The following is a 25,998-nucleotide window of genomic DNA, read 5'->3' as shown; positions in this document are numbered from 1 at the left end:
CGGGCCGTCGTCGCCGCTGTCCCTGGGCCACAGGAGGCCCGGCGGTCGACCGGTCCCCGTAAGGGGTGTTCACGGACGCCGGTGCTGAGCTGGCTCAGGGGCGGCGCCGGTAGGCGGTGCCGTTCTCCAGGTCGGTGTTGTCCAGGATCTCGGAGACCCCGACGAAGTGGTACCCCTGGCCGCGCAGGCGGTCGATCAGCTCGGGGGCCGCCTCCACCGTGGGGGCGAGGGAGTCGTGCAGAAGCACGATGCTGCCGGGGCGGACCTGTTCCATCGTGGTCTCGACGATGGCCTCGGAGTCCAGGCCCGTCCAGTCCTGCGAGTCGACGTCCCACAGGATCGCCGGGTAGTAGGTGTGGGCGAGCGAGGTCTCGCTGACCGCCCCGTAGGGCGGGCGCATCAGGTCCGGCCACCGCCCGGTCGCTCCGGTGATCGCCAGGGAGGCGCGTTCCAGGTCGCGGGCGACCTCAGGGCCGGTCTTCTCCGTCAGGTCGTCGTGGGCCCAGGAGTGGTTGCCGACCTCGTGCCCCTCGGCCGCCGCGCGGGCCACCGTGGCCGGCGACTCCTCGGCGCTGCGGCCCACCACGAAGAAGGTGGCCGTGACCTCCTCGGCGGCGAGGAGGTCCAGCAGTTCCCCGGTGTACGGCCCGGGCCCGTCGTCGAAGGTGAGCGCCACGCAGGGGACGCTGTCGCAGTCGACCGCGCCGGTACCGGGGGCCGCGGCGGGTCCGGGGGAGGCCGAGGCCGTCCCGGCGGCGGGGCCGGCGACGAGGCCGACGGCGGCGAGCGCCAGGCACAGCGGCCAGGAGAGGAGCCGGACCAGGCGGGAGCTTCGGAAGGCGGGGGCTGCGGACGGCGTTGCCACGGGCCACTCCAGGGGGATGCCGTGCGTGCGGGCACGGTGTCGGCCATTGTGCGCGACGGGGACGACTCGCTTCCGAGAAGCGAAACTACGCCGGTGTGCCAGGGGATTCAATGGGTCCGCCGCGCCCACGGCGGTGATGGCCGCACCTGGTCGGGGAGGGTGCACGCTCTGGGGTCGTGTCCGCTGGCGTGGTGGAGCTCTCCGGTCCCCGGCCGCCCCCGGGGGCACTGCCCGCCGCCCGTATCGACACCCTTGTTGATCTCGGGGAAGTCGGGGTAATACCGGCGAGTATTACGCCGACTTGCCCGAGATCAACGGGGAGGAGGGGGTGTGCACCGGGGCGGGGACGCCGGTCACGCCGCAGCGGTCGCGCCGCTCACAAGGACGCGGCCGAAAGTTACACCACACCAAGGGACGTGACCCGGCCACCGGCGCCATGTCGGCCCGGTGTCGGCCCGGTCGGCTGAAGCGCGTGTACTCCGTCGTCGGAGGAGCGGGGTCGGCGGCCGCGCACCCGCCGAGCGTGTCCCAACCTCCCGGAACGCCGCACCTACTGAGGTTTCGGGAGTTCGGCGGGTGCGACGGGCGGATGCCGCGGTTCGTGTCCGGCCGGGTCGCAGGTCGGCCGGTCGTGCGGGGCCGTCCGTCTCGGCGCGGGCTCGGGGGAGGGGGCGGCCCGCCGTGCGGGCGGACGCGGGGCGTGCCCGGGCGGGCGTCCGGGATCGGGCCCAGGTCGGCCATGGGCGTCCATCGCCGATGCACGCGTGTCGGGGGTGTCGGGAAGTGTCGACCTGCTCGGGCATCGCACTAGGGGAGAGCGGTGCGGGCAGGGCGCCCGGTGGTGGGCTCCTTCGGGAAGGGGAGGCCCCGCCGCGGGGTGGGCGGCGGGACCCGTCGCCTCTCAGGGGACGATCAGCACCAGGGCCTCGGCCACCAGCGCCGGGCGGTCGTCGTCCTCGATCTCCACGGTGTGCTCCATCGTCAGCAGGACCCCCTTGTCGGAGGAGCGCACCCCGGTCAGGCGGACCTTGTCGCGCACGCGTGCGCCGACCTTGACCGGCTGCAGGAAGCGGACCTTGTTCAGCCCGTAGTTGATCCCCATGGTCGGGGCCTTCTCCAGGGTGTAGACCCGGGGGCCGAAGTAGGCCAGCAGCGACAGCGACAGGTAGCCGTGCGCGATCGTCGAGCCGAACGGTCCCGCGGCGGCCTTCTCGCGGTCCACGTGGATCCACTGGTGGTCGCCGGTCGCGTCGGCGAAGCGGTCGATGCGGTCCTGGTCGATCTCCAGCCAGTCGCTGCTGCCGAGCTCTTCGCCTTCGGCGGCGATGAGCTCATCAAGGTCGGCGAACTTCCGCATGGTCGGCACCTTCCTCATCGGTCGGGGGTGTGTTCCGGGTCACGACTCTAGCCGTGACCGACCAGCCGGTATGCGGCGGCCCGCCCTGTTCCGGTGCGCGTGGACCGTGCGCCCCGCCCGTGCCGTCCGTGTCGCCCGTGTCGCCCGTGTCGCCTGTTCCCCTTGCGTTCCGTCGGGCCGTCCCGGACCTCTCGGGTGCGCCGTCGCCCCCGGAGCCGTCGGCCGGGGCCTCGGCCGCCAGCCCCCGGACCCGGGCACGGGTCAGTCCCAGCAGACGGGCGGCGTCGCGCTCGTCCACCCCCGCCTCGCCCAGCGCCCGCACCGCCTCGGCCACCGCGCCCGCCGCCCCGCGCCGCGCCTCGTCGGCCGCGTCCACCCGCCGCCGGGCGCGCAGGATCATCCGGTCGGCCGCCTCGCCGACGGTGGGGACCACCTCGATCCGGGCCGCCGGGTCGCCGACGAACGCCCGCGCCGCCGGGCCGGCCTGGGACAGGTCCGGCGCCCAGGTCACCCCTGCGCCGACGATCCGCAGCTCCCAGCCGTCGTCCCATTTGCGGGCGTGCACGGTGTACGTCCCCATGCGTCCAGGCTACGCCGCCGTCGCGGAGCGTAGCCGGATGTGCGCGGTCAGCCGGAGCGCTCGGAGGCCGGCGGGCGGGAGCGCACCAGCGTCGCCGAGTCCAGCGTCAGCGAGCGCAGCACCCGCGTGTCGACCTCGTGCCCCAGGCCCGGCTCGGCCAGCGGCACCGGGGCGATGCCGTCGTGCGCCCGGACCGGCGGCCGCACCAGCTCACGCGGGGCGCGCACCCCCGCCCCGGGCATCTGGCTCGGGAAGGTCACCGAGGACAGCGAGGCCAGCGCCACCGCCGCGGCGCGGCCCACGCCCGAGGCCTGCTCCTCGGCGCACCACACGTCCCACCCGGCGTCACAGGCGCGGTCGGCGGCCCGCCGCGCCGGGGTCAGGCCGCCCAGCCGGGACGGGGACAGGCTCAGGGCGCCCCCGGCCTCGGCGCGCACCGCCTCCTCCAGCGCCTCGGGCGAGTCCACCGTGTCGGCCAGCGCCACCGGGGTGGCCAGCTCGCGGTGGAGCCGGGCGTGCGCGGACAGGTCGTCGGCGGCGAACGGCTGCTCCAGGCAGAGCAGCCCGTACTCGTCCAGCGCGCGCAGCGCCGCCAGGTCCTCCTCGGACTCGGTGTACCGGCCCCCGGCGTCGGCCTGCAGGGCCAGGAACGGGTAGCTCTCCTGCACCGCCCGCACCGGCTCCAGGTCCCAGCCGGGGCCGATGCGCAGCCGCACCGCCCGGAACCCCGCCCCGACCTGCCGGTTGACCTCCAGTACCAGCGATTCCAGGGACGGCTGGCGGCCGATGGTCACCCCGGCCGTCACCGCCGTGCGCACCCCGCCCAGGGCGTGCGCCAGCGGGGAGGAGCGGCGCCGGCTCCACAGGTCCCAGCAGGCGGTGTCGAGCGCGGCGGCCGCGGGAGGGCAGGGCGCCAGGTGCGCCCAGGCGTCCGGGGCCTCGGTGGGCCGTCTCCACGGGTGGCGCAGCAGGGCCGGTGCGAAGTCCTCCACCAGCCGCCGCCAGGACGCGGGGTCGGCCCCGGGCATCTCCCCCCAGCCGCTGACCCCTTCCTCGTCGGTCACCCGTACCAGCGCGTGCCGGGCGCGCGGCGGGCGCCCGCCGGTGCCGCCGCCCGAGCGCGACTGGGGCCGCGGGAGCCGGACCAGGGACGCCTCGATCCCGGTCAGGCCCGCTCCGATCGCAGATCCGGTGGGTGACACGCGCGCTCCGCCTCCAAGGTGGCTGTGGTGGTGCGAGGGGAATCCCCCATCTCGAAGGTATCCGGTCAGCACCGGCGGAACCACCGTGCGGCGCCTCATCTCCGCGCGGAGAACAGCGCACCGTGCCGCAGGTCGGCGGTCGAGGAGGCGCCGAAGCGCCGGGAGAGGGCCGCCTCGAGGGCGGCCCGCTCGTCCGGTGCCAGGGTGAAGCTCTCGGGGGACAGGTGCCAGGAGAGCGCCAGCAGCCCGCCGGGGCGCAGCACCCGGTGGAGCTCGTCGAGGGCGGCGTCCAGGCGCGGCCACATGGCCACCGTGTTGACGCTGACCACCAGGTCCGCCGAGGCGTCGGGCGCCCCCGTCGCCTCGGCCGATCCGACCCGCACGCGCACCCGGCCCGCGCGCACGGCCGCGGCGTTGCGCCGCCGGGCCATCCGCACCATCTGCGGGGAGGGGTCCACGCCGGTCACGCTCCGCGCCCGCCGGGCCAGCATGCCCAGCAGGAGGCCGGGGCCGTGGCCGACCTCCAGCACGTCGTCCTGGGGGCCCACGCCGCAGTAGGCGAGGACCTCGGCGTTCTGCACCCGGTTGCCGCGGGCCATGAGCAGGCCGGCGGCCGGACCGAGGAGCCCGCGCGGAAGCGCGAACGGGTTCGCCCCCGGGGCGGCCCCGGTCCACAGCCGCCTTCGCTCTGGACGCACGACGCCATCGCCTCCTCTGCGCGGCGGTGCGGAGGAGAACCGCGCTGTCGGGCATACCCGGGTTCCGGTCGGAGGCACACCCGGGAGCGCGCACGGAGGCCGCCGGCCGCGCGAACGCGGCCCTCGGGCGTCCGCTCCACCGGTTGCCGGGAGGTGGGCCGCGGGGTGGCGCCTCTGGCCGCGGAGTGTGCTCTTGCGCTCGTCGGGGCGGGACGGGGGCTCGGCCCGACCGAGCAGAACGGCGGTCCGCCCTGATGAGCAGCGCATCGCCGGAAAGGAGCTCCAGGGGGGCGGCGAGAAGGCCGCGAAGGAGGCGGTGGGGCGTCGGCCCGCTCCTTCGGGCGGCGGTATTTCCGGAGCGGTTCCGGCCGCTCTTTTCCCGGCGCGAACGTGGGCCGAAAGGTCGCGGGCCGAAAGGGCGGATCGCACAGGGAGGCGCCCGCACGCCGGAGTCCGGCCGGATTTCGATCTCGAATTCAGGTGAACGGGCACATATCGGCGAGAAAGGGTGATCGTGGCACGGAAGTGGAAGCGGTGGCGATTACCGGCCCCGTATCCGGGCCCCCTGAGGAACGGTGCGCTCGGACGAGGGCGTCCTCCCCGGTTCCCGCAAGGCGAGGGGCAGGGCGGCCGGAACCGCCCTGCCCCTCATCGTCGGTCCACCGCCGCTCCGCGCGGTCCCCCAGGGCTAGGCCAGGGCCTCCTCGACCGTGCGGAACTTCAGGCCGTGCGCCTCGCCGACCGCCTCGTTGGTCAGCTCGCCGCCGACGGTGCTCAGCCCCTTGGCCAGGGCGGAGTCATCGCGCAGCGCGCCCTTCCAGCCCTTGTCGGCCAGCGCCACCGCGTACCGCAGCGTGTCCTTGGTCAAGGCGTGGGTCGAGGTGTTGGGCACCGCGCCGGGCATGTTGGCCACGCAGTAGAACACCGCGTCGTGCACCGCGAAGGTCGGGTCCGCGTGGGTGGTCGGACGGGAGTCCTCGAAGCACCCGCCCTGGTCGATGGCGATGTCCACCAGGACCGCGCCCGGCTTCATGCGCGCGACCATCTCGTTGGTGACCAGCTTGGGCGCCTTGGCACCGGGGATGAGCACCGCGCCCACCACCATGTCCGCCTCCAGCACCGCGCGCTCCAGCTCCAGCTTGTTGCTGGCCAGCGTGCGCACCCGCCCCCGGTAGAGGTCGTCGGCGCTGCGCAGCTTGTTGACGTTCAGGTCGAGCAGGGTGACGTCGGCCCCCATGCCCACGGCGATCTGGGTGGCGTTCATCCCGGACACCCCGGCGCCGATCACCGTCACCTTCGCCGGGCGGACGCCGGGCACGCCGCCCATGAGCACGCCCCGCCCGCCGTTGGGCCGCTGCAGGGTGGCGGCGCCCACCTGGGGCGCCAGCCGGCCGGCCACCTCGGACATGGGGGCCAGCAGCGGCAGCGAGCCGTCGGGCAGCTGCACCGTCTCGTAGGCGATCGAGGTGACCCCGCGCTCCAGCAGGGCGTCGGTGCAGGCGCGGGAGGCGGCCAGGTGCAGGTAGGTGAAGAGGGTCTGGCCCTCCCGCATCCGGTGGTACTCCTCGGCGACGGGCTCCTTCACCTTCAGCACCAGGTCGCCCTCGGCCCAGACGTCGTCCGCGGTGTCCAGGATGCGGGCGCCCGCCGCCTCGAACTCCTGGTCGGTGATCGACGACCCCAGGCCGGCGCCGCGCTCGACGGCGACCGAGTGGCCGCGGGCCACCAGTTCGTGGACGCCTGCGGGGGTGATCGCCACCCGGTACTCGTGGTTCTTCACTTCGCGGGGTACGCCGATGCGCACGTGACTCCTCCTTGCATCGTCGTTGATACCCCTCAACTGTGGCGTGCGGCCCGGCGGGGCGATATCTCCAACATGGCTACTCATTCGGCGTCATCTTGACACCCTGTAAAGCGCAGGTGTTGTGCGCGTCACGATCCGGTCGGAAGCGGACCTCCGAACTCGGCCGCGCGCGCCCGCGGGGCCGCGCCCGGGGAGGGGAAGACCGACCGCCCGCCGATCCACGTGCGCTCCACCCGGCCGGTCAGGCCGCGCCCGGCGTAGGGCCCGGGGTCGTCGGCCGGGACCGTCTGGGCGGCGTCGGGGTCGAAGGCGACCAGGTCGGCGTCGGCGCCGGGGGCGATCCGCCCCTTGCCCGCCAGCCCCAGCAGGTCGGCCGGGTTGCGGGAGGTCCACCGCGCCACCGCGGCCAGGTCCAGGCCGCGCCGCCGCGCCGCCGTCCACAGCGCCGGCAGCGTCCAGGCGATGGCCGTCACCCCGGTCCCGGGGCGGTGGCCCGAGCCGATGGTGCGGATCGGGCAGTCGGCGTCGCCCAGCAGCGCCGACCACAGGGCGTCCCGGTTGGCGCCCGAGCGCAGCGGCGGGCGGCAGCGGAACGCCGGGGAGGCCTCGGGGACCGCCTCGGCCGGCAGGCACAGGTAGTGCGGGCAGGTGTGCGCGCTGAGCGCCACCCCGATCGCGCGGGCCGCCCCCAGCACCGCCGCGCACTCGGCCGCGGTGAAGGGCGAGACGTGGGTGCGGGTCCCGGCCACCCGCGCGGCCGCGATCACCCGCTCCAGGCCCCGCCGCTCGGCGCGGGCCGGGCGGGCGGCCGCGGCCGGGGCGGGGGCGTCCGCCGGGAACGGTGCCAGCTCGCCGGCGTCCTCGGCGTGCACCAGCAGCGGCGCCTCCATCGCGGCGACCTCCATCATCGCCTTGCGCAGCTGGGCGTCGCCGATCGGCCCGCCCCCCGGCGCCCCGCCGTCGGAGAGCGAGCAGTGGAAGCCGGCCGCCCCGGCCGACCGCAGCTCCGCCAGGTCGGCCGGGGTGCTGCGGTCGGTCACCGCGCCGAGCAGGACCACGTGCGGCCCGACGCCGCCGGCGGCGTCCAAGTGCTCCTGCAGCCCGGCCTCCCCGGTCAGCGGCGGCCCCGCCGGCGAGGGGGCGACCGCCAGCGAGGTCACCCCGCCGCGCACCGCCTCGGCCGCGGTGCGCAGGTAGCACTCGCGCAGCGGGCGTCCCGGGGCCTGCACCGCCACGTCCGGGTCGACCAGCCCGGGCAGGAGCGCGGTGTCGCCCAGGTCGACCTCCTGGCGCGCGGGCAGCCGGGCGTGGGGGGCGCAGACCGCGGCGACGCGCCCGCCGCGCAGGCCTACCGCCGCGGGGGCGACGCCGTCGGGGGTGACGACGCGGCGGGAGCGGATGACGGTGTCGATCTGGGTCACGGAAACCCCCTTCGTGGTCGGTTTCGCGCTGCGTGCTCGGGGCGCGGTCCGCCTTTCTCCGGCGCGTGCGCGCGCCGGTTGGACGACGGTATCGCGATTCCGTTCCCTCCACCTTTGCGAACAGGGATTCCCCGGATTCCGGCGGGGAGCGGGGGGGGGAAACGGGAATTGTCGGTCGCGCGGAGAAGAAAACAGGAAAGTGCGCCACGGGGTGGGCTGTGAGACCATTCCGATGGTAGAACGCCGCCGAGCGCGCACGGTGGGAAAGCCGTGTGGAGGCGGTGCGGAACCGGACGGACAGGGGGGAACGATGGCGGACCCGGGCGGGAGGCGTCGGGCGGGGGCGTGTCCGACACGGCGTAGTAGTGGCCGTACCCTGGTGGCCGGTGGCGGACGCGGATGACCGACCTCGCCCCCTGGCTGTGGAGCGGCCTCGGCCTGCTGGTCGGAGCGGCCGCCGCCGCGCTGGTCATCGCCCGCGTCCTCCGCTAGCAGCGACACCGGCACCGAACCACGACGGAGTGGCACCGTGGCTCCCCCACAGACACCGAAGACGACGGACGCGGCGCGGCGGGGCGGCGACACCGCCGCGATCATCGGCGTGGCCGCGCTCGCGGTCTGCGCGATCGCGCTGATCGGCTCCCTCGTGGCCGGGGGAGCCGTCACCGCCCAGGTCATCCCGGGCCTGCCCGACCCCGGGTCGCTGACCCGGTGGGGCCTGCCCGTCGCGCGCAACGCCACCGCGCTGGCCGGCGCGCTCACCGTGGGCCTGCTGCTGCTCGCCGCGGTGCTGCTGCCCTCGGACAAGGGCGTGCTGAGCGACCGCGCCACCGGGTACGTGCGGGCCGCCTCCTGGGCCGCGCTGGTCTGGGCGGCCGCCGCAGCCGCCCGCCTGGTCTTCGAGCTGTCCAACATCCTGGGCCGGGTCCCCTCCGACGTGGTCGGCAACGAGCTGACCAGCTACGCCGGGCAGATCGCCGAGGGCCGCGCCCTGATGGCGGTGGTCCTGGCCACCACCGCGGTGGCGCTGTTCGCCCGCACCGTCTCCTCGGCCGCCGGGGCGATGGGGCTGCTGGCCGCCTCCGTGGCCGCCCTGGTGCCCCCGGCCCTGACCGGGCACGCCGCCGCCTCGGGCAACCACGAGCTGGCCGTCACCGGGCTGGCCCTGCACCTGGTGGCGATCTCGGTCTGGGTCGGCGGCCTGGCCGCGGTCACCTACCACGGCCTGGTGCGCTCCGGCGGCGACGCGGCCGAGGCGGTGCGCCGCTTCAGCGCCGTGGCCCTGTGGGCCTACATCGGCGTGGCGGTCAGCGGCGCGGCCAGCGCCCTGAGCCGCCTCTACAGCCTCGAACAGCTCCTGACCACGCCCTACGGCCTGATCATGCTGGCCAAGATCGCGCTGTTCGGGGTGCTGGGCGTGATCGGTCGGCGGCACCGGCGCGCCACCGTTCCGCGGATCGCCGAGGGCGGCGGGCGCGCACTCTTCGCCCGCCTGGCCGGGGTCGAGCTGGTCATCATGGGCGCGGTGATGGGCCTGGCCACCACCCTCAGCCGCACCGCGCCGCCCGAGCCGGACGCCAGTGACGTCGACCCGGCCACCGCGATCCTCGGCTTCCCGGTCCCGCCGCCGATGAGCCTGCAGACCCTGCTCACCCTGTGGCGCCCGGACCTGTTCTTCATCCTCGGGATCGCCGCGCTGGGCGGACTCTACGCGGCGGGCGTGGTGCGCCTGCGCCGCCGCGGCGACGCCTGGCCCGCCTCCCGCACCGTCTTCTGGTTCCTCGGGCTGGCGAGCATGGTCGCCGTGCTGCTCAGCGGCTTCGCGACCTACGCCATGGTGCTGTTCAGCACGCACATGCTCCAGCACATGGCCATCTCCATGCTCACCCCGATCCTGCTGGTGCTGGGCGCCCCGGTGACGCTGGCGCTGCGCGCGTTCAAGCCCGCCGCACGCCGCGGCGACCGCGGGCCGCGCGAGTGGACCACCCTCTTCCTGCAGAGCCGGTTCTCCAAGGTGGTCACCCACCCGGCGGTGGCGACCGCGCTGTTCGTGCTCGGGCCCTACGCGGTGTACTTCACCCCGATCTTCCCGGCGCTCATGAACGACCACATGGGCCACCTGTTCATGAACGTCCACTTCCTGCTCTCGGGCTTCCTGTTCTACTGGACGATCATCGGGGTGGACCCGGGGCCGCGGAAGCTGCCCTATCTGCTGCGCTTCGTGCTGCTGCTGGCGACCATGGGTATGCACGCCTTCTTCGGCATCACGATCATGATGCAATCGGCGCCGCTGGCCATGGACTTCTACGGGCAGTTCGACATCCCCTGGAGCCAGGACGTGGCCGGGGACCAGTACGCCGGCGGCGGGTTCGCCTGGGCGGTGGGGGAGATCCCCACGCTGCTGGTGACCATCATGCTCATGCGCCAGTGGGCCCGGGACGAGGAGCGCACCGAGCGCCGCCGCGAGCGGCACAGCAGGCGCGACGGCTCCGACGACGCCGACCTCGACGCCTACAACGCCTACCTGCAGGAGCTGGACCGCCGTTCCAAGAACGGCGGCTGAGCACCGCGCCTGCGCCCCTTCCCCGCTTCTGCCCGTCGCAGAAACGCTTGGGGCGCGCCGACCGGTGCGGTTGGCTCGGCGTATGAGGAGATTCCGTTTCGGCGTGAACTTCCGCGCCGCACAGATCGAGGACTGGCCCGACGAGTGCCGCAGGACCGAGGCCATGGGCTTCGACACCGTCGTCGCCCCGGACCACCTCGGCCACCCGTCCCCCTTCGCCATGCTGGCCGCGGCCGCCGCGTCCACCTCGCGGCTGCGCTTGGGCACCCTGGTGCTGAACAACGAGTTCTGGAACCCGGCGCTGCTGGCCCGCGAGGCCGCCACCGTCGACCGCCTCTCCGGGGGCCGCCTGGACCTGGGCCTGGGGCTGGGCCACATGAAGTCGGAGTTCGAGGAGGCGGGCATCCCCTGGCGGGGCCACGCCGAGCGGCTGTCCGCCCTGGAGGCCTCGCTCGACGCCCTGGAGGCCCGCTTCGCCGTCCAGGAGCCCGCCCCGGTCCAGCGCCCCCGTCCGCCCGTGCTGATCGGCGGCCACGGTCCGGCGACGCTGCGGCTGGCCGCCCGCCGCGCCGACACCGTCGGGTTCGGCGGACTGGTGCAGCGGCGCGGGGCCCGCATGGGCGTGTTCGACATGGACGGGCCCGGCGAGGTGCTGCGCCGCGTCGACCTGGTGCGCGAGGAGGCCGGCGACCGTGCCGCGGACCTGGAGTTCAACGTGCTGGTGCAGGCGGTGTCGGTCACCGACGACGCCGAGAAGGAGGCCGCGCGGCTGGCCGGGGTCTACGGCGCCGGCGGCCTGGACACCGCCGAGAAGGTGCTGGCCAGTCCGTTCGTGCTGGTGGGAACGGCCGGGGAGATCGCCGACGGGCTGCTGGCCGCGCGCGAGCGGTACGGGTTCTCCTACGTCACCGCCCACGGGGAGTCCCGGGAGGCGCTGGCCGAGGTGATCCCCCGGGTGCGGGAGGCGGCGGGGGAGCGGGCCGCCCTCAGCTGAGCAGGAGCGCCAGCAGGGAGGCGGCCAGGGCCAGCACGCCGCTGACCACCAGGCCCCCGCCCAGGAGCGCGGCCGAGGGGCGCGGGCGCTCCGGGGCGCCGCCCGAGCGCCGCAGCACGGCGGGCAGCAGGGCGATGTTGACGGCGTAGATGATGATCTCCACGGCCAGGGCGCTGAGGAACGCCGCGCCGTACCCGCCGCCGGCGGCCAGCTCGCCCAGGGCGGCCGACGCCGGGACGCCGAGCAGCACCGCCACCGAGACCGCGCCGAAGGCGATCCGGACCCCCTTGGCGGGGGCGCGGTCCCCCGCGACCAGCAGCAGACCCAGCAGGGCCGCCATCATGACGGCGCCGACGATGCCGAACAGGACGATGTTGACCAGGGAGTTCACCCTGTCATTGTGTCAGCTTCCGGCGAAGGGGCCGAACCGCCCCGAGGTGAGGTGAACCGCACCCGCACCCGCACCCGCGGCCGCGCCGCCGCCCGGAGGCGCGGCGGTGCCGGTGAAGCGCACGCCCGTCACGGTGCGCACCTCCCGGCGGGCCAGCACGGCCAGGGAGGCGGCGCCGGGGACCAGCGCGCCGGGTCCGCGCTCCCGGGCCGCGCACAGGCGCCGCCAGCGCCGGGTGTGCGCGCGGTGGCTCAGCCGGGTCACCGCGCGCCCCCGCGCGCGCTGGGCGTGCAGGGCCTCCTCGGGGGAGGCGTCGACCATCACCACGTGGACGGTGTAGCCGCGCAGACGGCACAGCACCGAGAGCAGCAGGCGCACCCACCCCCGGGTCCCGGACTCGTGAACGGCGACCGGCCCGCCGCGCAGGGCCGCGGTGATCCGGACCAGGTGCAGGACGTGCACCAGCCAGCGCCACGCCGCATAGGGCAGTGCGGACAGGTAGGGGGTCAGGCGCAGGCGGGACTGGTGGGAGTCGACGACGCGCACGCCGCCGCGCACCGCGGTTCGGTCCTCCTGCCCGGTGAGCCCGAAGAGGTTCCTGAGCAGGGTGCTCTTGCCCGCCCCCGGCACGCCGCAGACGAGCATGAAGGAACGCGCGGGGGCCGACGGGAGTTCGAGCACCCGCCCCCCGCCCGCCCGGGCGGCCGGCACCGGCCCGCCGCCTGGGGGACCGGCCCGGCGGACGGGTTCAGGACACTCGATCAATGTGCTCATGCCCCTATAAGTGACCTGTCGGGGTAAGTCGCGGATAAGCCTGGCATCAAAGGGATCCGAGAGCCAGACCTTTCACGCGGTCCGTCCTCCGTCGCCCCGGCAGGGCCGCGCCCCGCCCAGGCCCGGAAGACCGGCTCCCTCAGGCGACCTTGACGCTCCAGCCTCCGACGGTCGCGACGACGTCCAGACTTCCGCCCAGTGCCGCGACATAGTCACGGACCGAGTCCATGGAGGTGACCTGGCCGCTTTCGATCTGAGAGATGCGCGCCTGCGAGATCCCCATCCTCGCGGCCACCTCCGCCTGGGTGAGCTCACTCTGCCGTCGAAGCTCGGCGAGCTGGTGACCACGGAGCTCCGCGCGAAGCCTTTCGCGCCCCTCCTCCCTGGCGGCCTCCCGCTCAGGAGAGTCCCAGGTCGGGTGGTTCTCCCGAAGCTTACGCTTGGTCTCCTCCCACGGAGTGCCCTTCACGATGTCGCCTCCCTGTACTCGGCGTAGCGCTTCTCAGCAAGAGGGACGGCTTCCCGGTACCAGCGATTCCAGCTTCCGGCCTTATCGCCGGCCACGAGGACGACCGCCTCCCGCGACGGATCGAAAACGAACAGAAGTCGGATCGCCGTGCCCGGAGGGGTGCGGGGGCGAAGCTCCTTGAGGTTGTGCAGGCCGCTGTGGCGGATCCTGTCTGCCAGCGGTCGACCGAGGTCAGGCCCTGCTTCGGCGAGGACATCGATGGCCTCCTCCACTTTACTGGCGAGTTCGGGGGCCTCGTCGGCCAGAGAGAGAAACCACTCCTCAACAGGGGCGAGGAGGACTACTTGCCACATCATGCCAACGAATATAAGGATAGCTTATACTGTGCGTCCTGGGAACGGCAAAGGTTCCTCACCCTGTCTGTTCCAGGCGGGAGCCGGCCGGGGTCTTGAGGACCTTGAGCTTCGTCGTGATCCTCGTGCGCAGGTCCGCGACGTGGCTGACCACGCCTACGGCGCGGCCTCCGTCGCGGAGTCGGTCCAGGACGTCGAGCACCTCCTCCAGGGTCTCCTCGTCCAAGGTGCCGAAGCCCTCGTCGACGAACAGGGTGCCGATGTCGGTGCCCCCGGCCTCCTCGCTCGCCACGTCGCCCAGGCCCAGCGCCAGCGCCAGGGAGGCGATGAACGTCTCGCCTCCCGACAGCGTCGCCGGGTCGCGCTCCTGGCCGGTCCAGGCGTCCAGGACCCGCAGCCCCAGGCCCCCTCCCGAGCGGGAGCGGTCTCCGGCCGCCTTGTCCACCGTGTGCCGCAGCTCGTACCGGCCGCCCGACATGGTCGTCAGCCGGTCGTTGGCCGCCGCCACCACCTGCCGCAGCCGCGCCGCCAGCACGTACGACGACAGCCGTACGCTCTCCCGGTTGGCCGGGGAGGTGCCCGCCGCCAGTCGGGCCAGCCCGTCGGCGACCCGGTGCCGCTCGCGCGCCGGGCGGGAGGAGAGCAGCCGCTCCGACAGCTCCCCGCGCAGGTCGGCCAGGCGCTCGGCGCGCCGGGCCAGCCGGTCCCGCCAGGCCGCCGCGTGCTCCAGCGCCGCCTCGGCCCGGTCCGCCCCGCCCTGCAGCGTCCCGAGGTCCGGCTCCGGCCCGGCGGCGTCGGGGGCGGGCAGGTCGGACAGGACGGCCCGCACCGCCGCCAGCTCCTCGTCGTAGGAGCGCGCCCGCTCGCGCAGCGCCGCCCGCTGCTCCTCGGTGCGGGCGGCCCGGCGCACCTCGGCGTCCTCGGCGAAGCCCGCCTCCACCGCCGCCCGCCGCGCCTGCGCCTCGGCCGTGCGCAGCTCCTCGGCGGCCGAGGCGCGCCGGTCCAGGGCGTCGGCGGCCGACCGCAGCAGCCCCGCCTCCCCGTCCAGCCGCGTCAGCCGCGCCCGCAGGTCGGCGTCCTCGCCGCGGGCCGCCTCCAGGCGTTCCGCCAGCCGCTCGGCCTCGGCCTGCCGGGCCGCCCGCCGCTCGGTCAGCTCGGCCAGCTCGGTGGTCAGCGTCCCCTGGTCCTCCCGGGCGCGCTCCAGCTCCGCATCGACCGCCGCCAGCCGCTCGGCCGCCGTCGCCGCCAGCGCGGCCGCCGCGTCCAGCTCGTCCAGCGCCGCCCGCCGGGCCTCCACCTGCTCCCGCGCCCCCTCCGGGTCCCGGCCCCCGGCGGCGGCCTGCGCCGCCGCCAGCCGCTGGGCCAGGTCGTTCTCGGCGCTCTCGGCCTCCGTACGGGCCTGCTGGGCCGCCTCGGCCGCGCGCTGGGCCTGCTCTTCGTCCTCCTGGGCCGGGCGGTCCGCGTCCCCCTCCGCCGGGGCCGGGTGCTCGTCCGACCCGCACACCGGGCACGGCTCGCCGTCGGCCAGCTCGGCGGCCAGCTCGGCCGCCATGCCCTCGATGCGCAGGCGGCGGATGTCCAGCAGCCGGTCGTGGGCGGCCTGGGCGGCGTCGACCGCCGCGATGCGCCGCTGCGAGGCGGCGGCCAGCTCCCGGGCCAGCCCCGCGCCCTCCTGGGCGGCCTTCAGCCGCTGCCGGGCCAGCTCCAGGGCCTCGGCGGCGGGCTCGCGCGGGCCGGTGCGCGCCCGCGCCTCCTCCAGTTCCGCGGCGAGCGCCGCCCGGCGCTGCGGCAGCGCCGCGGCGCGGCCCTTCCAGTGCTCCAGCTCGGTGCGCGTCTTGGCGATGCGCCCGTCGAGCCCCTCCACCTCCCGGCGCAGCCCGGACAGCCGCTCCACGTCGCCCTGCAGGTCCCGCAGCCGGGCGATCTCGTCCCGGCGGGTGCGCTCGGCGGTGCGCAGGTCCTCGGCGGGGGAGGAGGCCGAGGCGTCGGCCAGGCCGGAGAGCAGGGCCGTCCGCTCGCCCGCCGACATCCGCGCCTTCTCCAGCTCGGTGCGCCGGTGGTCGGCGGTGTTCAGCAGCGGCACCACCGCGGCCGCCCGCTCGGCCTCGGCCAGCTCGGCGTCCCAGGCCCGCCGCTCGGCGGCCCGGGCGGTCAGCTCGGCCTCGCGCGCGGCGGCCTCGGCCCGGCGTCGGCGCCGCTCCAGGACGGCTCGGCCCTCTTCCAGCGCGGTGCGGGCCCGGTCCCGCTCGGCGGCGGCGCCGGCGACCACCGGCCCGGCCTCGTGCGCGGCGGCCGCGGTGCTGCACGCCAGCTCGGCCGCCCAGGGGACCAGGGACTCCAGGTCCTCCTCGGCCTCCCCGGGCACCGGCGCGCGGCCCGCCTCGGCCAGGCGGTGGGCGGTGGCGCGCACCTGCTCCTCCGCGCGCGCGGCGGTGCGCGACAGGGCGGCCGCGCGGTCGGCCAGCCACTTCTCCACATCGGCGAAGACGCCGGTGTCGAAGATCCGCTCCAGGGAGGCCACCCGCTCGCGCGCCCCCGCCCGCAGGAAGCGGGCGAACTCGCCCTGCGGGAGCAGCACCACCTGGCAGAACTGGTCCAGCGTCAGGCCCAGCAGGTCCGAGACGATCTGCCCGGCCTCGTCGGGGCGGTTGGTCAGCCCCTTCCACCCCTCGGCGGTGTACTCGGTGACCACCGCCTTGGCCTTCTCCTCGGTGGTGCCCGTGCCGCGCAGCTTGGGGCGGCGCCAGGCAGGGGAGCGCGTGATGGCCAGGCGGCGCCCGCGCACGGTCAGCTCCAGCGCCACCTCGGGGCGGCGCCCGGGCGGCGCGTGCGTGGAGTGCGGCGACTTGGCGGCCTCGCGCACCCCGGGCACCCTGCCGTACAGGGCGAAGCACACCGCGTCCAGCACGGAGGTCTTGCCCGCGCCGGTGGCGCCGTGGATGAGGAACAGGCCGCCGTCCCCGAGGCGGTCGAAGTCGACCGTCTCGGTGCCCGCGAAGGGGCCGAAGGCCTGGACGGTGAGTGTGTGCAGACGCATCAGGGGGCGCTCTTCCGTGTCCTGGCGGGCGTGTCGTGGATCCTGCGGGGTGCGCGGTGCCGCATCAGGACGACGCCTCCCGCTCGCGCAGCTCCTCGAAGGCGGCCCGCACCAGGTCCTGCTCCTCCTCGCACGCCGACTCGCCCCGGGCCCAGTCGACGAAGTCCATCACGAGCTCCGGGCCCGGCCGGTCCCTGAGGCCGCGCGCCCACGCCGGGTCGTCCCGCTCGGGGGCGCCCTCGGGCGCGAACTCCAGGTTGAGCGCGTGCGGGAACCGCTCGCGCAGCCGGTCCATCGGGAACGCGGGCCGCACCGTGTCGGTCAGCGTCACCTGGAGCCAGTGCCCGGTGTAGGCCTCCCACTCGGCCCCGGTCAGCAGGTCGTCCAGGCGCCCGGCGATGCGCGCCACCGGGCGGGGCACCGGTGCCTCGGCGAAGTCGGCCCGCACCGCGCCGTGGCGGTCGATCTCCACCAGCCACGAGCCCTTGGCGTGGTGCTCCTCGGAGAAGGAGTAGGCCAGTGGGGACCCGGAGTAGCGCACCCGCTCCGACATGCGCTGGCGCCCGTGCAGGTGTCCCAGCGCCACGTAGTCGGGACCGTCGAAGAGCGTCGCCGGCACGTGCGCGGCGCCGCCCACCGAGATGTCGCGCTCGCTGTCGGAGGGCGCGCCCCCGGTCACGAAGGCGTGCGCGAGCACCACCGACCGGGTGTCGCCGGGCCGCTCGGCCAGGTCGGCGCGGACCCGCCCCATGGCGTGCCCGAGCACGGCGGGATGGCCGCGGCCCTGGAGCCCCCACTGCCGGCGGGCGATCTCCGGCTCCAGGTAGGGGATGCCGTAGAAGGCGACCGGGCCGTGGTCGTCGTCGAGCACGACCGGGGCGCCCACGCCCTCCAGCGAGCTGCGCAGGTGCACCCCGGCCGCGTCGAACAGCCCCGACCCGTAGTCCAGCCGGGCCATGGAGTCGTGGTTGCCGCTGATCAGCACCGCCCGTGCGCCGGTGCCGCGGATCCTGCGCAGCGCCTCGTCCAGCAGCCGCACCGCGTCGACCGGGGGCAGCGCCCGGTCGTACAGGTCGCCGGAGACCACCACCGCGTCCACCCGTTCGGCGCGGACGGTCTCCACCAAGTGGTCGATGAAGGCCGCCTGGGCGTCCAGCAGGTTCTCCCGGTGGAAGGAGCGCCCCAGGTGCCAGTCGGAGGTGTGCAAGAGCCGCATGGTCCGCGAGCGTACTGCAGCCCCGCCCCGGTGCGGGGGTGACGGACCGAACCGGGTGGGGCGCGATGGGCGGGGCGCCGGCGGGCGGGGCGGCTACTCCTTCTTGCGGGCCAGGGTCAGGCCGTCGCCGACGGGCAGCAGCACCACCTCGGTGCGCTCGTCGGCCAGGGCCGCGTCGTTGAAGTCGCGGATGCCCTGCACCGCCGGGGAGTCCTCGCCGGGGTCCACGACCCGGCCGTGCGAGAGGGTGTTGTCGACCAGGATGAGGCCGCCGGGCCGCATCCGGGGCACCAGCTCCTCCCAGTAGTCCACGTACCCGGTCTTGTCCGCGTCGATGAAGGCCAGGTCGAAGGCGCGCGCGTCGGGCAGCCCGCGCAGCGTCTCCAGAGCCGCGCCCAGCCGCAGCTCGATCCGGTCGGAAACGCCCGCCAGGTCCCAGTACCGGCGGGCCACGTCGGTCCACTCCTCGCTGACGTCGCACGCCAGCAGGGAGCCGTTGCGCTGGTCCAGGCCGCGTGCGATGCAGATGGAGGAGTAGCCGGTGAAGGTGCCCACCTCCACCGCGTCGCGGGCCCGCAGCGTCCGGGCCAGCATCGTCATGAACGTGCCCTGCTCGGGGGCGATCTGCATGCCCATGCTGTCGGGGTACAGCCGGGCCGTCTCGTCGGCCAGGTCGCGCAGCACCGGGTCCACCGGGGCGCTGTGCTCCACCAGGTACTCGTACAGGTCAGGGGTGAGGGACTCCGAGGTTCGCGTCACGGCGGCCATGCTACCCAGCGGCCCCTCAGGTCTGCGGCAGCAGCTCCGGCCAGTCGAACAGGTAGAACCCGTACAGCACGATCGCGATGGTCAGCATGGGCGTGACCACGTTGCGCTCGACCTTGCCGTCGGTCTTGAACCCGATGTTCTGGCCCACCCGGTAGCCGATGAACGGCCACAGCAGCGGCACCCCCATATGGGTGGCGATGTCACCGATGAAGTGCAGCAGGCAGCCCATGGCCACCGCGGTCCCCATCCAGGAGTAGTCGGTGCCCGCGCTGAAGAGCGCCAGGGTGATGCCCGCGGTGACCATGGCGTTGATGACGCCCGAGGCGGTGCGGTTCTTGTCCATGCCGAAGCCCAGCCCGTTGAAGGCGATGCCCATCAGCAGGAACACGAAGATCTGCACGGCCATCTCCGACCACAGCGCCAGCCCCTGCGCCAGGACCCCCATGAGCAGCGCGAACAACAGGGAATGGGTGCCGTTGCGGTGGCCGCCGAACGCCCAGTTCAAAAAGGCGCCCAGGGTCCGGGTGAAGACCCCGTAGGTCTGGGTGATGGTGGCGCTCTTGTGGTCCAGGTCGGGGATGAGCGCGGAGCCGGCGCACACCAGGGAGCCCGCGATGATCTCCCCGGGGCCCATGTGGAAGGTGACCCCCAGCACCTCGGTACCGTCGAGAACGGGAACCAGTGCCATCCAGCCGACCGCGCCGCTGAGCGCGTGAGAGTGCCCCATCATGTGCGGCAACGCTAGCGGGCCCGGTCATTCAAGGCGAATCGGCCGGGAAAAGGTCGATTCGGCGTGCCGTTTCTCCCCGTTCCGAAAATGGCGGCCGCACCGGGCGGCGCGAGCGCGCGCCGAAGATCGTGAACATCCTGTGACGGTCAGGGTGTAAGTCGTTGACGCTTTTCTGTGCACGCTGGTAGACAACCAACAACCGGCCGCCGGTTCGAGGTCCCCCCGTTTTCCCAGCGTGAAGAGGGGTCGCCGACCATGCCCATCGCTTTCCCCCCGAGCCCGACCCGGTCCCTCAGACCCGCCCGGCGACCCGGGCGCCCCGTCGGCCCGCGCCGGACGGCCCTGCGCGGCACCGCGGCCGCGGCCGCCCTGGCCCTGGCCGCAGGCGCGGGGGCCGCCCCCGCCGCCGCGGACGGAGGTGCCGACGAGCGGACCCTGACCGTCGCCATCTCCCAGCCGGTCGACACCCTCAACCCCTTCCTCGCCCAGCTGCTGATCTCCACCAGCATCCACAAGTCCGTCTACGACCCGCTGGTCGCCTACGACGCCGAGACCAACGAGCCGACCGGCGCCCTGGCCGAGTCCTGGGACACCTCCGAGGACGGGCTCACCTGGACCTACACCATCCGCGACGGCATGACCTGGACCGACGGTGAACCGATCACCGCCGAGGACCCGGCCTTCACCTTCAACGCGATGATGGAGGACTCCGAGGCCGCCACCGCCAACGGCAACGCGGTGGCCAACTTCGAGAAGGTCACCGCCGTCGACGACTCCACCCTGGAGATCGAGCTGGCCGAGCCCCAGGCCACCATGCTCTCCCTGGACGTGCCGATCGTCCCCGAGCACGTGTGGTCCGAGGTCGAGGACTTCGGCGAGTTCACCAACGAGGACTTCCCCGTCGTCGGCAGCGGCCCCTTCACCATCACCGGGCACGAGCCCAACCAGTCGATCACCCTGGAGGCCAACCCCGACTACTGGCGCGGCGCCCTGGGGTTCGAGCGGCTGGTCTTCCGCTACTTCGCCGACAAGGACGCCGAGGTCGAGGCGCTGCGCAAGGGCGAGGTCTCCCTGGCCGCCGGGCTCACACCCGCCCAGGCCGACTCCCTGGAGGGCCAGGAGGGCATCACCGTCAACAACGCCACCGGCAAGCGGTTCCAGGCCTTCACCATCAACCCCGGCGCCCAGACCCAGGACGGCGAGGAGTTCGGCGACGGCCACCCGGCCCTGCAGGACAAGACCCTGCGCCAGGCCATCATGATGGCCATCGACAAGGACGAGCTGGTCGAGAACGTCTACGGCGGCTACGCCGAGCCCGCCGAGGGCTACATCCCCAAGCGCTACGACACCTACTACTGGGAGCCCGAGGGCGAGGACCGCCTCGACTTCGACCCGGACGCCGCCAACGCCATGCTCGACGAGGCCGGCTACGAGACGGGCGACGACGGTGTGCGCACCTCCCCCGACGGCGACCGCCTCGAACTGCGCATGCACGTCCACAATGACCGGCCGGACTACGTCTCCATGGGCAAGATCTTCGTGGAGCGCCTGGCCGACATCGGCATCGAGGTCGACAACCGGACCGTGGACCCGGGCGTGCTCAGCGACGCCCTCTACGACGCCGAGTACGACCTCATCTGGACCGGGTGGTCGGTCAACCCCGACCCCGACTACGTGCTGGGCATCCACACCTGCGACGCGCTGCCCGAGGAGCCGGGCACCATGCGCGGCGACGCCTACTTCTGCGACGAGGAGTACGACGAGCTCTACGAGCGCCAGCTCGCCGAGTGGGAGGACCCCGGGCAGCGGGCCGAGTACATCAAGCAGATGCAGGCCGTGCTGTACGAGGAGGCCGTGGTCAACGTGGTGACCTACGCCAACACCATGGAGGCCTACCGCTCCGACCAGATCGCCTCCACCCAGGTCCAGCCCGACCCCGGCGGCAACCTGTGGGGCCAGGACGGGCACTGGAGCTTCTCCATGGCGGAGCCGGCCGAGGGCAGGCAGGACGCCGGGGGCGGCCCCTCCGGCTGGGCCGTCGCAGGGATCGCCGCGGCCGCCGTGGTGGTCGTGGGCGGCGCGGTCCTGCTGGTACTGCGCCGGCGCGCGGCCACCGCCGAGGACCGGGAGTGATGCGCGGGCCCGCCCCGCCCGGACCGGACCGCCGAACGACACCGTCCCACCGAACGAGACCGTCCCGCCGATGAAGAAGGGGTCCGCGTTGACCCGATCAGCGACCTCCGGGGCCGCGCCGCCCGAACAGGGCGCGCCCGGCCCCGGCGCGGCCCCGGAGGGGCCGGGGCCCACCGGCCCCTCCCGCGCCGTGCGCGTCCTGCGCTACCTGGGGGGCCGGCTGTTCACCGCCGCGGTCTCCCTGGCGGCCGTGCTGGTCACCAGCTTCTTCCTGTTCCGCATCCTGCCCGGCGACCCGGTGCGCGCGATGACCGAGGGCCGCGAGGTCACCGTGGAGCAGATGGAGGAGCTGCGCCGCCAGTTCGGCCTGGACCGGCCGCTGTGGCAGCAGTTCGCCGACTACTGCCTGGGGGTGCTGCGGTTCGACTTCGGCACCTCCTACCAGTACCGGGTGCCGGTGGCCGAGCTCATCGCCGAGCGGATCGGCCCCACCGTGCTGCTGGCCGGGACCGGGACCGTGGTGGCCGCCCTGATCGGGCTGGTGCTGGGCACCCGGGCGGCCTGGCGCCGCGGCTCGGCCGGGGACCGGATCACCACCGCCGTGGCGCTGACCCTGTGGTCGGTGCCCTCGTTCTGGCTGGGGCTGCTGCTGATCGTGGTCCTGGCCTCGGGCGTGGGCTGGCTGCCGGGGCTCTTCCCCACCTCGGGCATGGCCACCCCGGGGGTCGAGGGCGCCTTCGACTCCGCGCTGGACGTGGCCCACCACATGGTGCTGCCGGTGGCCACCATGGTCGCCGTCGTCTACGCCCAGTACCTGCTCATCATGCGCTCCTCGGTGCTGGACGAGATGGGGGCGGACTACCTGACCACCGCCCGCGCCAAAGGGCTGCGCGACGCCCTGGTGCTGCGCCGGCACGCGGTGCCCAACGCCCTGCTGCCCACCGTCACCCTGATCTTCCTCAACCTGGGGCGGGTCCTGGGCGGCGTCATCCTCATCGAGACCGTCTTCGCCTGGCCCGGGCTGGGGTCGCTGTTCTACTCCGGCCTGCGGGTGCCCGACCTCCCCCTGGTCCAGGCGCTGTTCGTCCTGTTCGCGAGCGCGGTGATCGTCATGAACCTGCTGGCCGACCTGGTGTACCCGCTGCTCGACCCGCGGGTGCGCACGTGAGCGCCCCGGCCCCCTCCCGCCGCGCGCTGGTGTGGGCGCGGCGGCGCGCCGCCTGGGGGGAGTTCGCCCGCATCTACGCGAGCAACCGCGCCGGGCTGTTCGGCCTGGCGGCGCTGCTGGCGGCGGCGCTGGTGGCGCTGTGCGCCCCGCTGTTCATCGACCCGGCCGAACTGGACGTCACCGGTGGCCCCGGCGGCCGGTTCGAGGCGCCGAGCGCCGACTACTGGCTGGGCACCGACGCCTTCGGGCGCTCGGTGCTGGACATGGTGCTGTGGGGCGCGCGGATCTCGCTCACCGTGGGGTTCCTGGCGGCGTTCGTGTCGGTGGCCCTGGGCACCGTCATCGGCATCGTCGCCGGGCACTTCGGCGGCTGGGCCTCCGACGTGCTCATGCGCGTCACCGACTGGTTCCTGGTGCTTCCGTCCCTGGTCGTGGCCATCGCCCTGGCTGCTGTGATGGAGCGCAGCACCCTGACCATCATCGTCGCCATCGGGGTGACCGCCTGGCCGGCCACGGCGCGCGTGGTGCGCGCCCAGACCCTGTCGGTGGAGGCGCGGCCCTTCATCGAGCGGGCGCGCGCGCTGGGCGGCGGCCACCTGCACGTGATGAAGCGCCACGTGCTGCCCAACGTGATGCCGGTCGTGCTGGCCCAGACCACCCTGCTCGTCGCCGAGGCGATCGTGATGGAGTCGACCCTGTCCTTCCTCGGGCTGGGCGACCCCTCGACCATCTCCTGGGGCGGGATCCTGCAGGACGCCCGCAACGCCGGGGCGATCAGCTCCGGCATCTGGTGGTACATGATCCCGCCGGGACTGGCCATCGCACTGGTCGCGCTCTCGTTCACCCTGTGCGGGCGGGCGCTGGAGGGCGTGTTCAACCCCAGGCTGAGGGAGCGCAGGTGAGTTCGCACGACGAGGCGCCGCTGCTGCAGGTGCGCGACCTGGAGGTCGTCTACCGCACCGCCGGGGGGAGCGTGCCCGCCGTGCGCGGTGTGTCGCTGACCCTGGAGGCCGGGAGCAAGCTGGGCGTGGCAGGGGAGTCGGGGTGCGGCAAGTCCACCGTCGCCCTGGCGCTGCTGCGGCTGCTGCCCAAGACGGCGCGGGTCGGGGGCCAGGTCCTGCTGGAAGGCGAGGACGTCACCCGGATGCGCTGGGGGCGGCTGCGGGCGGTGCGCTGGGCCGGGGCCTCCATCGTGTTCCAGGGCGCCATGCACTCGCTGAACGCGGTGCGCCGCGTCGGCGACCAGGTCGCCGAGCCCATGCTGCTGCACGGCACCGCCCCGCCCGGCGGCGTCGAGGCGCGGGTGGGCGAGCTGCTGGAGAGCGTGGGCCTGCCGCGCTGGCGGGCCCGCTCCTACCCGCACGAGCTCTCCGGCGGGCAGCGCCAGCGGGTGATGATCGCGATGGCGCTGGCCTGCGAGCCGCGGCTGATCATCGCCGACGAGCCCACCACCGCCCTGGACGTGATGGTCCAGGCGCAGATCCTGCGGCTGATCGACGACCTGGTGGCCGGGCGCGGCATCGGGCTGCTGATGATCAGCCACGACCTGTCGGTGCTGGCCGGGACCTGCGACCGGCTGGCGGTGATGTACGCCGGGCGGGTGGTGGAGGAGGGGCCGGCCGCCGAGGTGGTGGCCGCCGCCCGCCACCCCTACGCCTCGGCGCTGAGCGCGGCCTTCCCGCGGGTCGGCGACCCGGCCTCGCGGATGGCGCCCAGCGGGCTGCCCGGAGACCCGCCGGACCCGGCGGCGCTGCCCGAGGGGTGCTCCTTCCGCCCGCGCTGCCCGGTGGCCGAGGACCGGTGCTCGAGCACCGACCCGGACCTGTGGGACGCCGGCGGCGCGGACCGCCGCGCCGCCTGTGTGAAAGTGCTCGCCGCCGAGGAGGCCGGATGACCGCGGAGCTGCAGAAGAGCACGCCGGAGGACGGGCCGCGGCAGGACGCGGGCGGCTCGGCGCAGGCGGGTGAGCCGCTGCTGAGCGCCGAGGGGCTGAGCGTGGAGTTCACCGGCCGCGGCGGCCGCGGAACCGCCCGCGCGGTCGACGGGGTCGACCTGGACCTGCACGCGGGGGAGGTGATCGCGCTCGTCGGCGAGTCCGGGTGCGGCAAGACCACGCTGGCCCGCGCCCTCCTCGGGCTGGAGCGGCCCACCGGCGGGCGGGTGCTGTTCGAGGGGCGGCCGCTGTCCTACACCGCCCGGGCGCTCAAGCGCTACCGCCACCGGGTGCAGCTGGTGCAGCAGGACCCCTCCGGGTCGCTCAACCCCCGGCACACCGTCTACGACGCGGTGTCCGAGGGGCTGCGCATCCACGAGGGCGCCACCGCCGACGAGGAGAGGCGGGTCGCCGACGCCCTGTCCCGCGCCGGGCTGCGCCCGCCCGAGCGGTTCTTCCTGCGCTACCCGCACGAGCTGTCGGGCGGGCAGCGCCAGCGGGTGGTGATCGCCGGGGCGCTGGTGCTGGAGCCCGAGGCGCTGGTCGCCGACGAGCCGGTGGCCTCCCTGGACGCCTCGGTGCGGGGGGAGATCCTGCGGCTGCTGCTGGACCTGCGCGCCGACCTGGGGCTGTCGGCCCTGGTGGTCACCCACGACCTGGGCATGGCCTGGAACATCGCCGACCGGGTGGCGGTGATGTACCTGGGGCGGGTGGTCGAGGCCGGGCCCGTGGAGGAGGTGCTGGCGCGGCCGCGCCACCCCTACACCCGGGCGCTGCTGTCGGTGCTGCCGGAGTCGGAGGAGGAGGCCCAGGTGCTGGCGGGCGAGCCGCCGGACCCGACGCGCATCCCGGGCGGGTGCCGGTTCCACGCCCGGTGCCCGGTGCTGGCCTCGGGCGAGGCGGAACGCGCGGGCGTGGCCGGGGCCTGCCGCACCGAGGACCCGGGCGTCCTGTCCGGCACCGGCCCCGCGCGTGCGGCCTGCCACTACGCCCGCCTGGAGGACACCGGGGGCACCGGGGGCGCCGGGACCCGGTGAGGCCGTGCTGTGCCCGAGAGTTCCGGCCGGGCCACCGGTGGTCCGGGGTGAAGACCCGTCCGGGGAAGGCGCAACGACGGGAGGGCTGGTTCCCCGCTCGCGGCCGCTTGCCGGGTGGCAGGTCGGCGGGGTGCCAGGGCGACGGCGGCGACGACGTAGCGAAGCGGTTGCCCGGTGTCGCCGGTCGGCCGCCGGGCCTCTCGCGGTACCGGAACAGGAGCGGCGACGGGACGGCTGGTGCCCCGCTCGGGGCTGCTTGCCGGGCGCCGGGTCGCCGGGGGCCAGGGGAGTGCGGCGACGAAGAGATGAGGCGGTTCCCCCTGCTCTGGCGGTCGGCCGCCGGGTGGCCTGCCGCCTTGGCCTTGGAGGGGCCCTTCCGGTCGTGTCCGCCGGCGTGGTGGAGCTCTGCGGGCCCCGGCCGCCCCCGGGGGCACTGCCTGCCGTCCGTATCGACTCCCCCGTTGACGCTTCTATGTCAAGCGGCCAGCCGGAGCGCTTGTTGTTC

At 74.7% G+C, this 25,998-nt stretch carries 22 protein-coding genes; 7 read left to right on the top strand and 15 right to left on the bottom strand.

Annotation, left to right across the window (positions count from 1 at the left end; translation table 11 throughout):
• Positions 1-94 precede the first annotated feature (94 nt).
• The 7 genes from C892_RS0128010 to C892_RS0127980 form a co-directional block, all read right to left on the bottom strand.
• On the bottom strand, positions 95-865 hold the full coding sequence (locus C892_RS0128010; RefSeq protein WP_017559923.1) for a polysaccharide deacetylase family protein: 771 nt from the start codon (positions 863-865) through the stop codon (positions 95-97).
• Positions 866-1,766: 901 nt separating this feature from the next.
• A complete protein-coding gene (locus C892_RS0128005) occupies positions 1,767-2,222 on the bottom strand; it encodes a MaoC family dehydratase (RefSeq protein ID WP_017559922.1) in 456 nt (151 codons plus the stop codon).
• Positions 2,200-2,802, bottom strand: a complete 603-nt coding sequence (locus C892_RS0128000) for a hypothetical protein (RefSeq protein ID WP_017559921.1) — start codon at positions 2,800-2,802, stop codon at positions 2,200-2,202. Before C892_RS0128000 ends, C892_RS0128005 begins: the two co-directional genes overlap by 23 nt.
• A 47-nt stretch (positions 2,803-2,849) precedes the next feature.
• Positions 2,850-4,004: an enolase C-terminal domain-like protein gene (locus tag C892_RS0127995; protein WP_017559920.1), complete on the bottom strand. Its 1,155-nt coding sequence runs from the start codon at positions 4,002-4,004 to the stop codon at positions 2,850-2,852.
• Between the two features lie 95 nt (positions 4,005-4,099).
• The gene (locus C892_RS0127990; RefSeq protein ID WP_017559919.1) at positions 4,100-4,702 is read right to left on the bottom strand and encodes a class I SAM-dependent methyltransferase; all 603 of its coding nucleotides are present in this window, start codon (positions 4,700-4,702) and stop codon (positions 4,100-4,102) included.
• A gap of 688 nt (positions 4,703-5,390) precedes the next feature.
• Positions 5,391-6,506 (bottom strand): alanine dehydrogenase, encoded by a 1,116-nt coding sequence (ald, locus tag C892_RS0127985; protein WP_017559918.1) that lies wholly within the window; start codon positions 6,504-6,506, stop codon positions 5,391-5,393.
• Between the two features lie 128 nt (positions 6,507-6,634).
• Positions 6,635-7,927 (bottom strand): amidohydrolase family protein, encoded by a 1,293-nt coding sequence (locus C892_RS0127980; RefSeq protein WP_017559917.1) that lies wholly within the window; start codon positions 7,925-7,927, stop codon positions 6,635-6,637.
• A 529-nt stretch (positions 7,928-8,456) separates the two neighbouring features.
• Here C892_RS0127980 and C892_RS0127970 point away from each other — a divergent pair.
• Together C892_RS0127970 and C892_RS0127965 are read left to right on the top strand one after the other, a co-directional pair.
• Positions 8,457-10,490, top strand: coding sequence for a bifunctional copper resistance protein CopD/cytochrome c oxidase assembly protein (locus tag C892_RS0127970; RefSeq protein ID WP_017559916.1), 2,034 nt, complete (start codon positions 8,457-8,459; stop codon positions 10,488-10,490).
• Between the two features lie 82 nt (positions 10,491-10,572).
• Positions 10,573-11,484, top strand: a complete 912-nt coding sequence (locus tag C892_RS0127965) for a TIGR03621 family F420-dependent LLM class oxidoreductase (RefSeq protein WP_040685646.1) — start codon at positions 10,573-10,575, stop codon at positions 11,482-11,484.
• On the opposite strand, the gene C892_RS0127960 is transcribed toward C892_RS0127965, so the two are convergent.
• The 8 genes from C892_RS0127960 to C892_RS0127925 all read right to left on the bottom strand — a co-directional run bounded on the left by C892_RS0127960 (position 11,477) and on the right by C892_RS0127925 (position 19,222).
• Positions 11,477-11,875 carry a hypothetical protein gene (locus C892_RS0127960; protein WP_017541116.1) on the bottom strand — a complete coding sequence of 133 codons (399 nt, stop codon included), beginning with the start codon at positions 11,873-11,875 and terminating at the stop codon, positions 11,477-11,479. The genes C892_RS0127965 and C892_RS0127960 overlap by 8 nt on opposite strands.
• A 12-nt stretch (positions 11,876-11,887) precedes the next feature.
• Positions 11,888-12,586, bottom strand: a complete 699-nt coding sequence (locus tag C892_RS0127955) for an AAA family ATPase (protein ID WP_017559914.1) — start codon at positions 12,584-12,586, stop codon at positions 11,888-11,890.
• Between the two features lie 202 nt (positions 12,587-12,788).
• Positions 12,789-13,118 carry a type II toxin-antitoxin system RelB family anti-toxin gene (locus tag C892_RS0127950; protein ID WP_017541118.1) on the bottom strand — a complete coding sequence of 110 codons (330 nt, stop codon included), beginning with the start codon at positions 13,116-13,118 and terminating at the stop codon, positions 12,789-12,791.
• Positions 13,115-13,474: a type II toxin-antitoxin system RelE/ParE family toxin gene (locus C892_RS0127945; RefSeq protein ID WP_017559913.1), complete on the bottom strand. Its 360-nt coding sequence runs from the start codon at positions 13,472-13,474 to the stop codon at positions 13,115-13,117. Before C892_RS0127945 ends, C892_RS0127950 begins: the two co-directional genes overlap by 4 nt.
• 55 nt (positions 13,475-13,529) lie before the next feature.
• On the bottom strand, positions 13,530-16,508 hold the full coding sequence (locus tag C892_RS0127940; RefSeq protein WP_017559912.1) for an AAA family ATPase: 2,979 nt from the start codon (positions 16,506-16,508) through the stop codon (positions 13,530-13,532).
• A 64-nt stretch (positions 16,509-16,572) separates the two neighbouring features.
• The gene (locus C892_RS0127935; protein ID WP_026124689.1) at positions 16,573-17,724 is read right to left on the bottom strand and encodes an exonuclease SbcCD subunit D; all 1,152 of its coding nucleotides are present in this window, start codon (positions 17,722-17,724) and stop codon (positions 16,573-16,575) included.
• A 93-nt stretch (positions 17,725-17,817) separates the two neighbouring features.
• Positions 17,818-18,492: an O-methyltransferase gene (locus C892_RS0127930; RefSeq protein ID WP_017559910.1), complete on the bottom strand. Its 675-nt coding sequence runs from the start codon at positions 18,490-18,492 to the stop codon at positions 17,818-17,820.
• 16 nt (positions 18,493-18,508) lie between these two features.
• A complete protein-coding gene (locus C892_RS0127925) occupies positions 18,509-19,222 on the bottom strand; it encodes a metal-dependent hydrolase (protein WP_017541122.1) in 714 nt (237 codons plus the stop codon).
• Between the two features lie 255 nt (positions 19,223-19,477).
• On the opposite strand from C892_RS0127925, the gene C892_RS0127920 reads away from it, so the two are divergent.
• The 5 genes from C892_RS0127920 (at position 19,478) to C892_RS0127900 (ending at position 25,493) form a co-directional block, all read left to right on the top strand.
• Positions 19,478-21,355 (top strand): ABC transporter substrate-binding protein, encoded by a 1,878-nt coding sequence (locus C892_RS0127920; RefSeq protein WP_017559909.1) that lies wholly within the window; start codon positions 19,478-19,480, stop codon positions 21,353-21,355.
• Between the two features lie 70 nt (positions 21,356-21,425).
• Entirely contained in the window at positions 21,426-22,523 is a 1,098-nt protein-coding gene (locus C892_RS0127915; protein WP_017541124.1) for an ABC transporter permease, read from the top strand.
• A complete protein-coding gene (locus C892_RS0127910; RefSeq protein WP_017559908.1) occupies positions 22,520-23,425 on the top strand; it encodes an ABC transporter permease in 906 nt (301 codons plus the stop codon). The genes C892_RS0127915 and C892_RS0127910 overlap by 4 nt, the downstream gene beginning before the upstream one ends.
• Positions 23,422-24,417, top strand: coding sequence for an ABC transporter ATP-binding protein (locus C892_RS0127905; protein WP_017559907.1), 996 nt, complete (start codon positions 23,422-23,424; stop codon positions 24,415-24,417). Before C892_RS0127910 ends, C892_RS0127905 begins: the two co-directional genes overlap by 4 nt.
• Positions 24,414-25,493, top strand: a complete 1,080-nt coding sequence (locus tag C892_RS0127900) for an oligopeptide/dipeptide ABC transporter ATP-binding protein (protein ID WP_017559906.1) — start codon at positions 24,414-24,416, stop codon at positions 25,491-25,493. Before C892_RS0127905 ends, C892_RS0127900 begins: the two co-directional genes overlap by 4 nt.
• Positions 25,494-25,998 lie beyond the last annotated feature (505 nt).

Origin of the sequence: Nocardiopsis baichengensis YIM 90130 (assembly GCF_000341205.1) — a bacterium.
Lineage (GTDB): Bacteria > Actinomycetota > Actinomycetes > Streptosporangiales > Streptosporangiaceae > Nocardiopsis_A > Nocardiopsis_A halophila.
The sequence above is the reverse complement of the archived record's forward strand: the minus strand, read 5'-3'. Positions and strand labels throughout refer to the sequence as shown.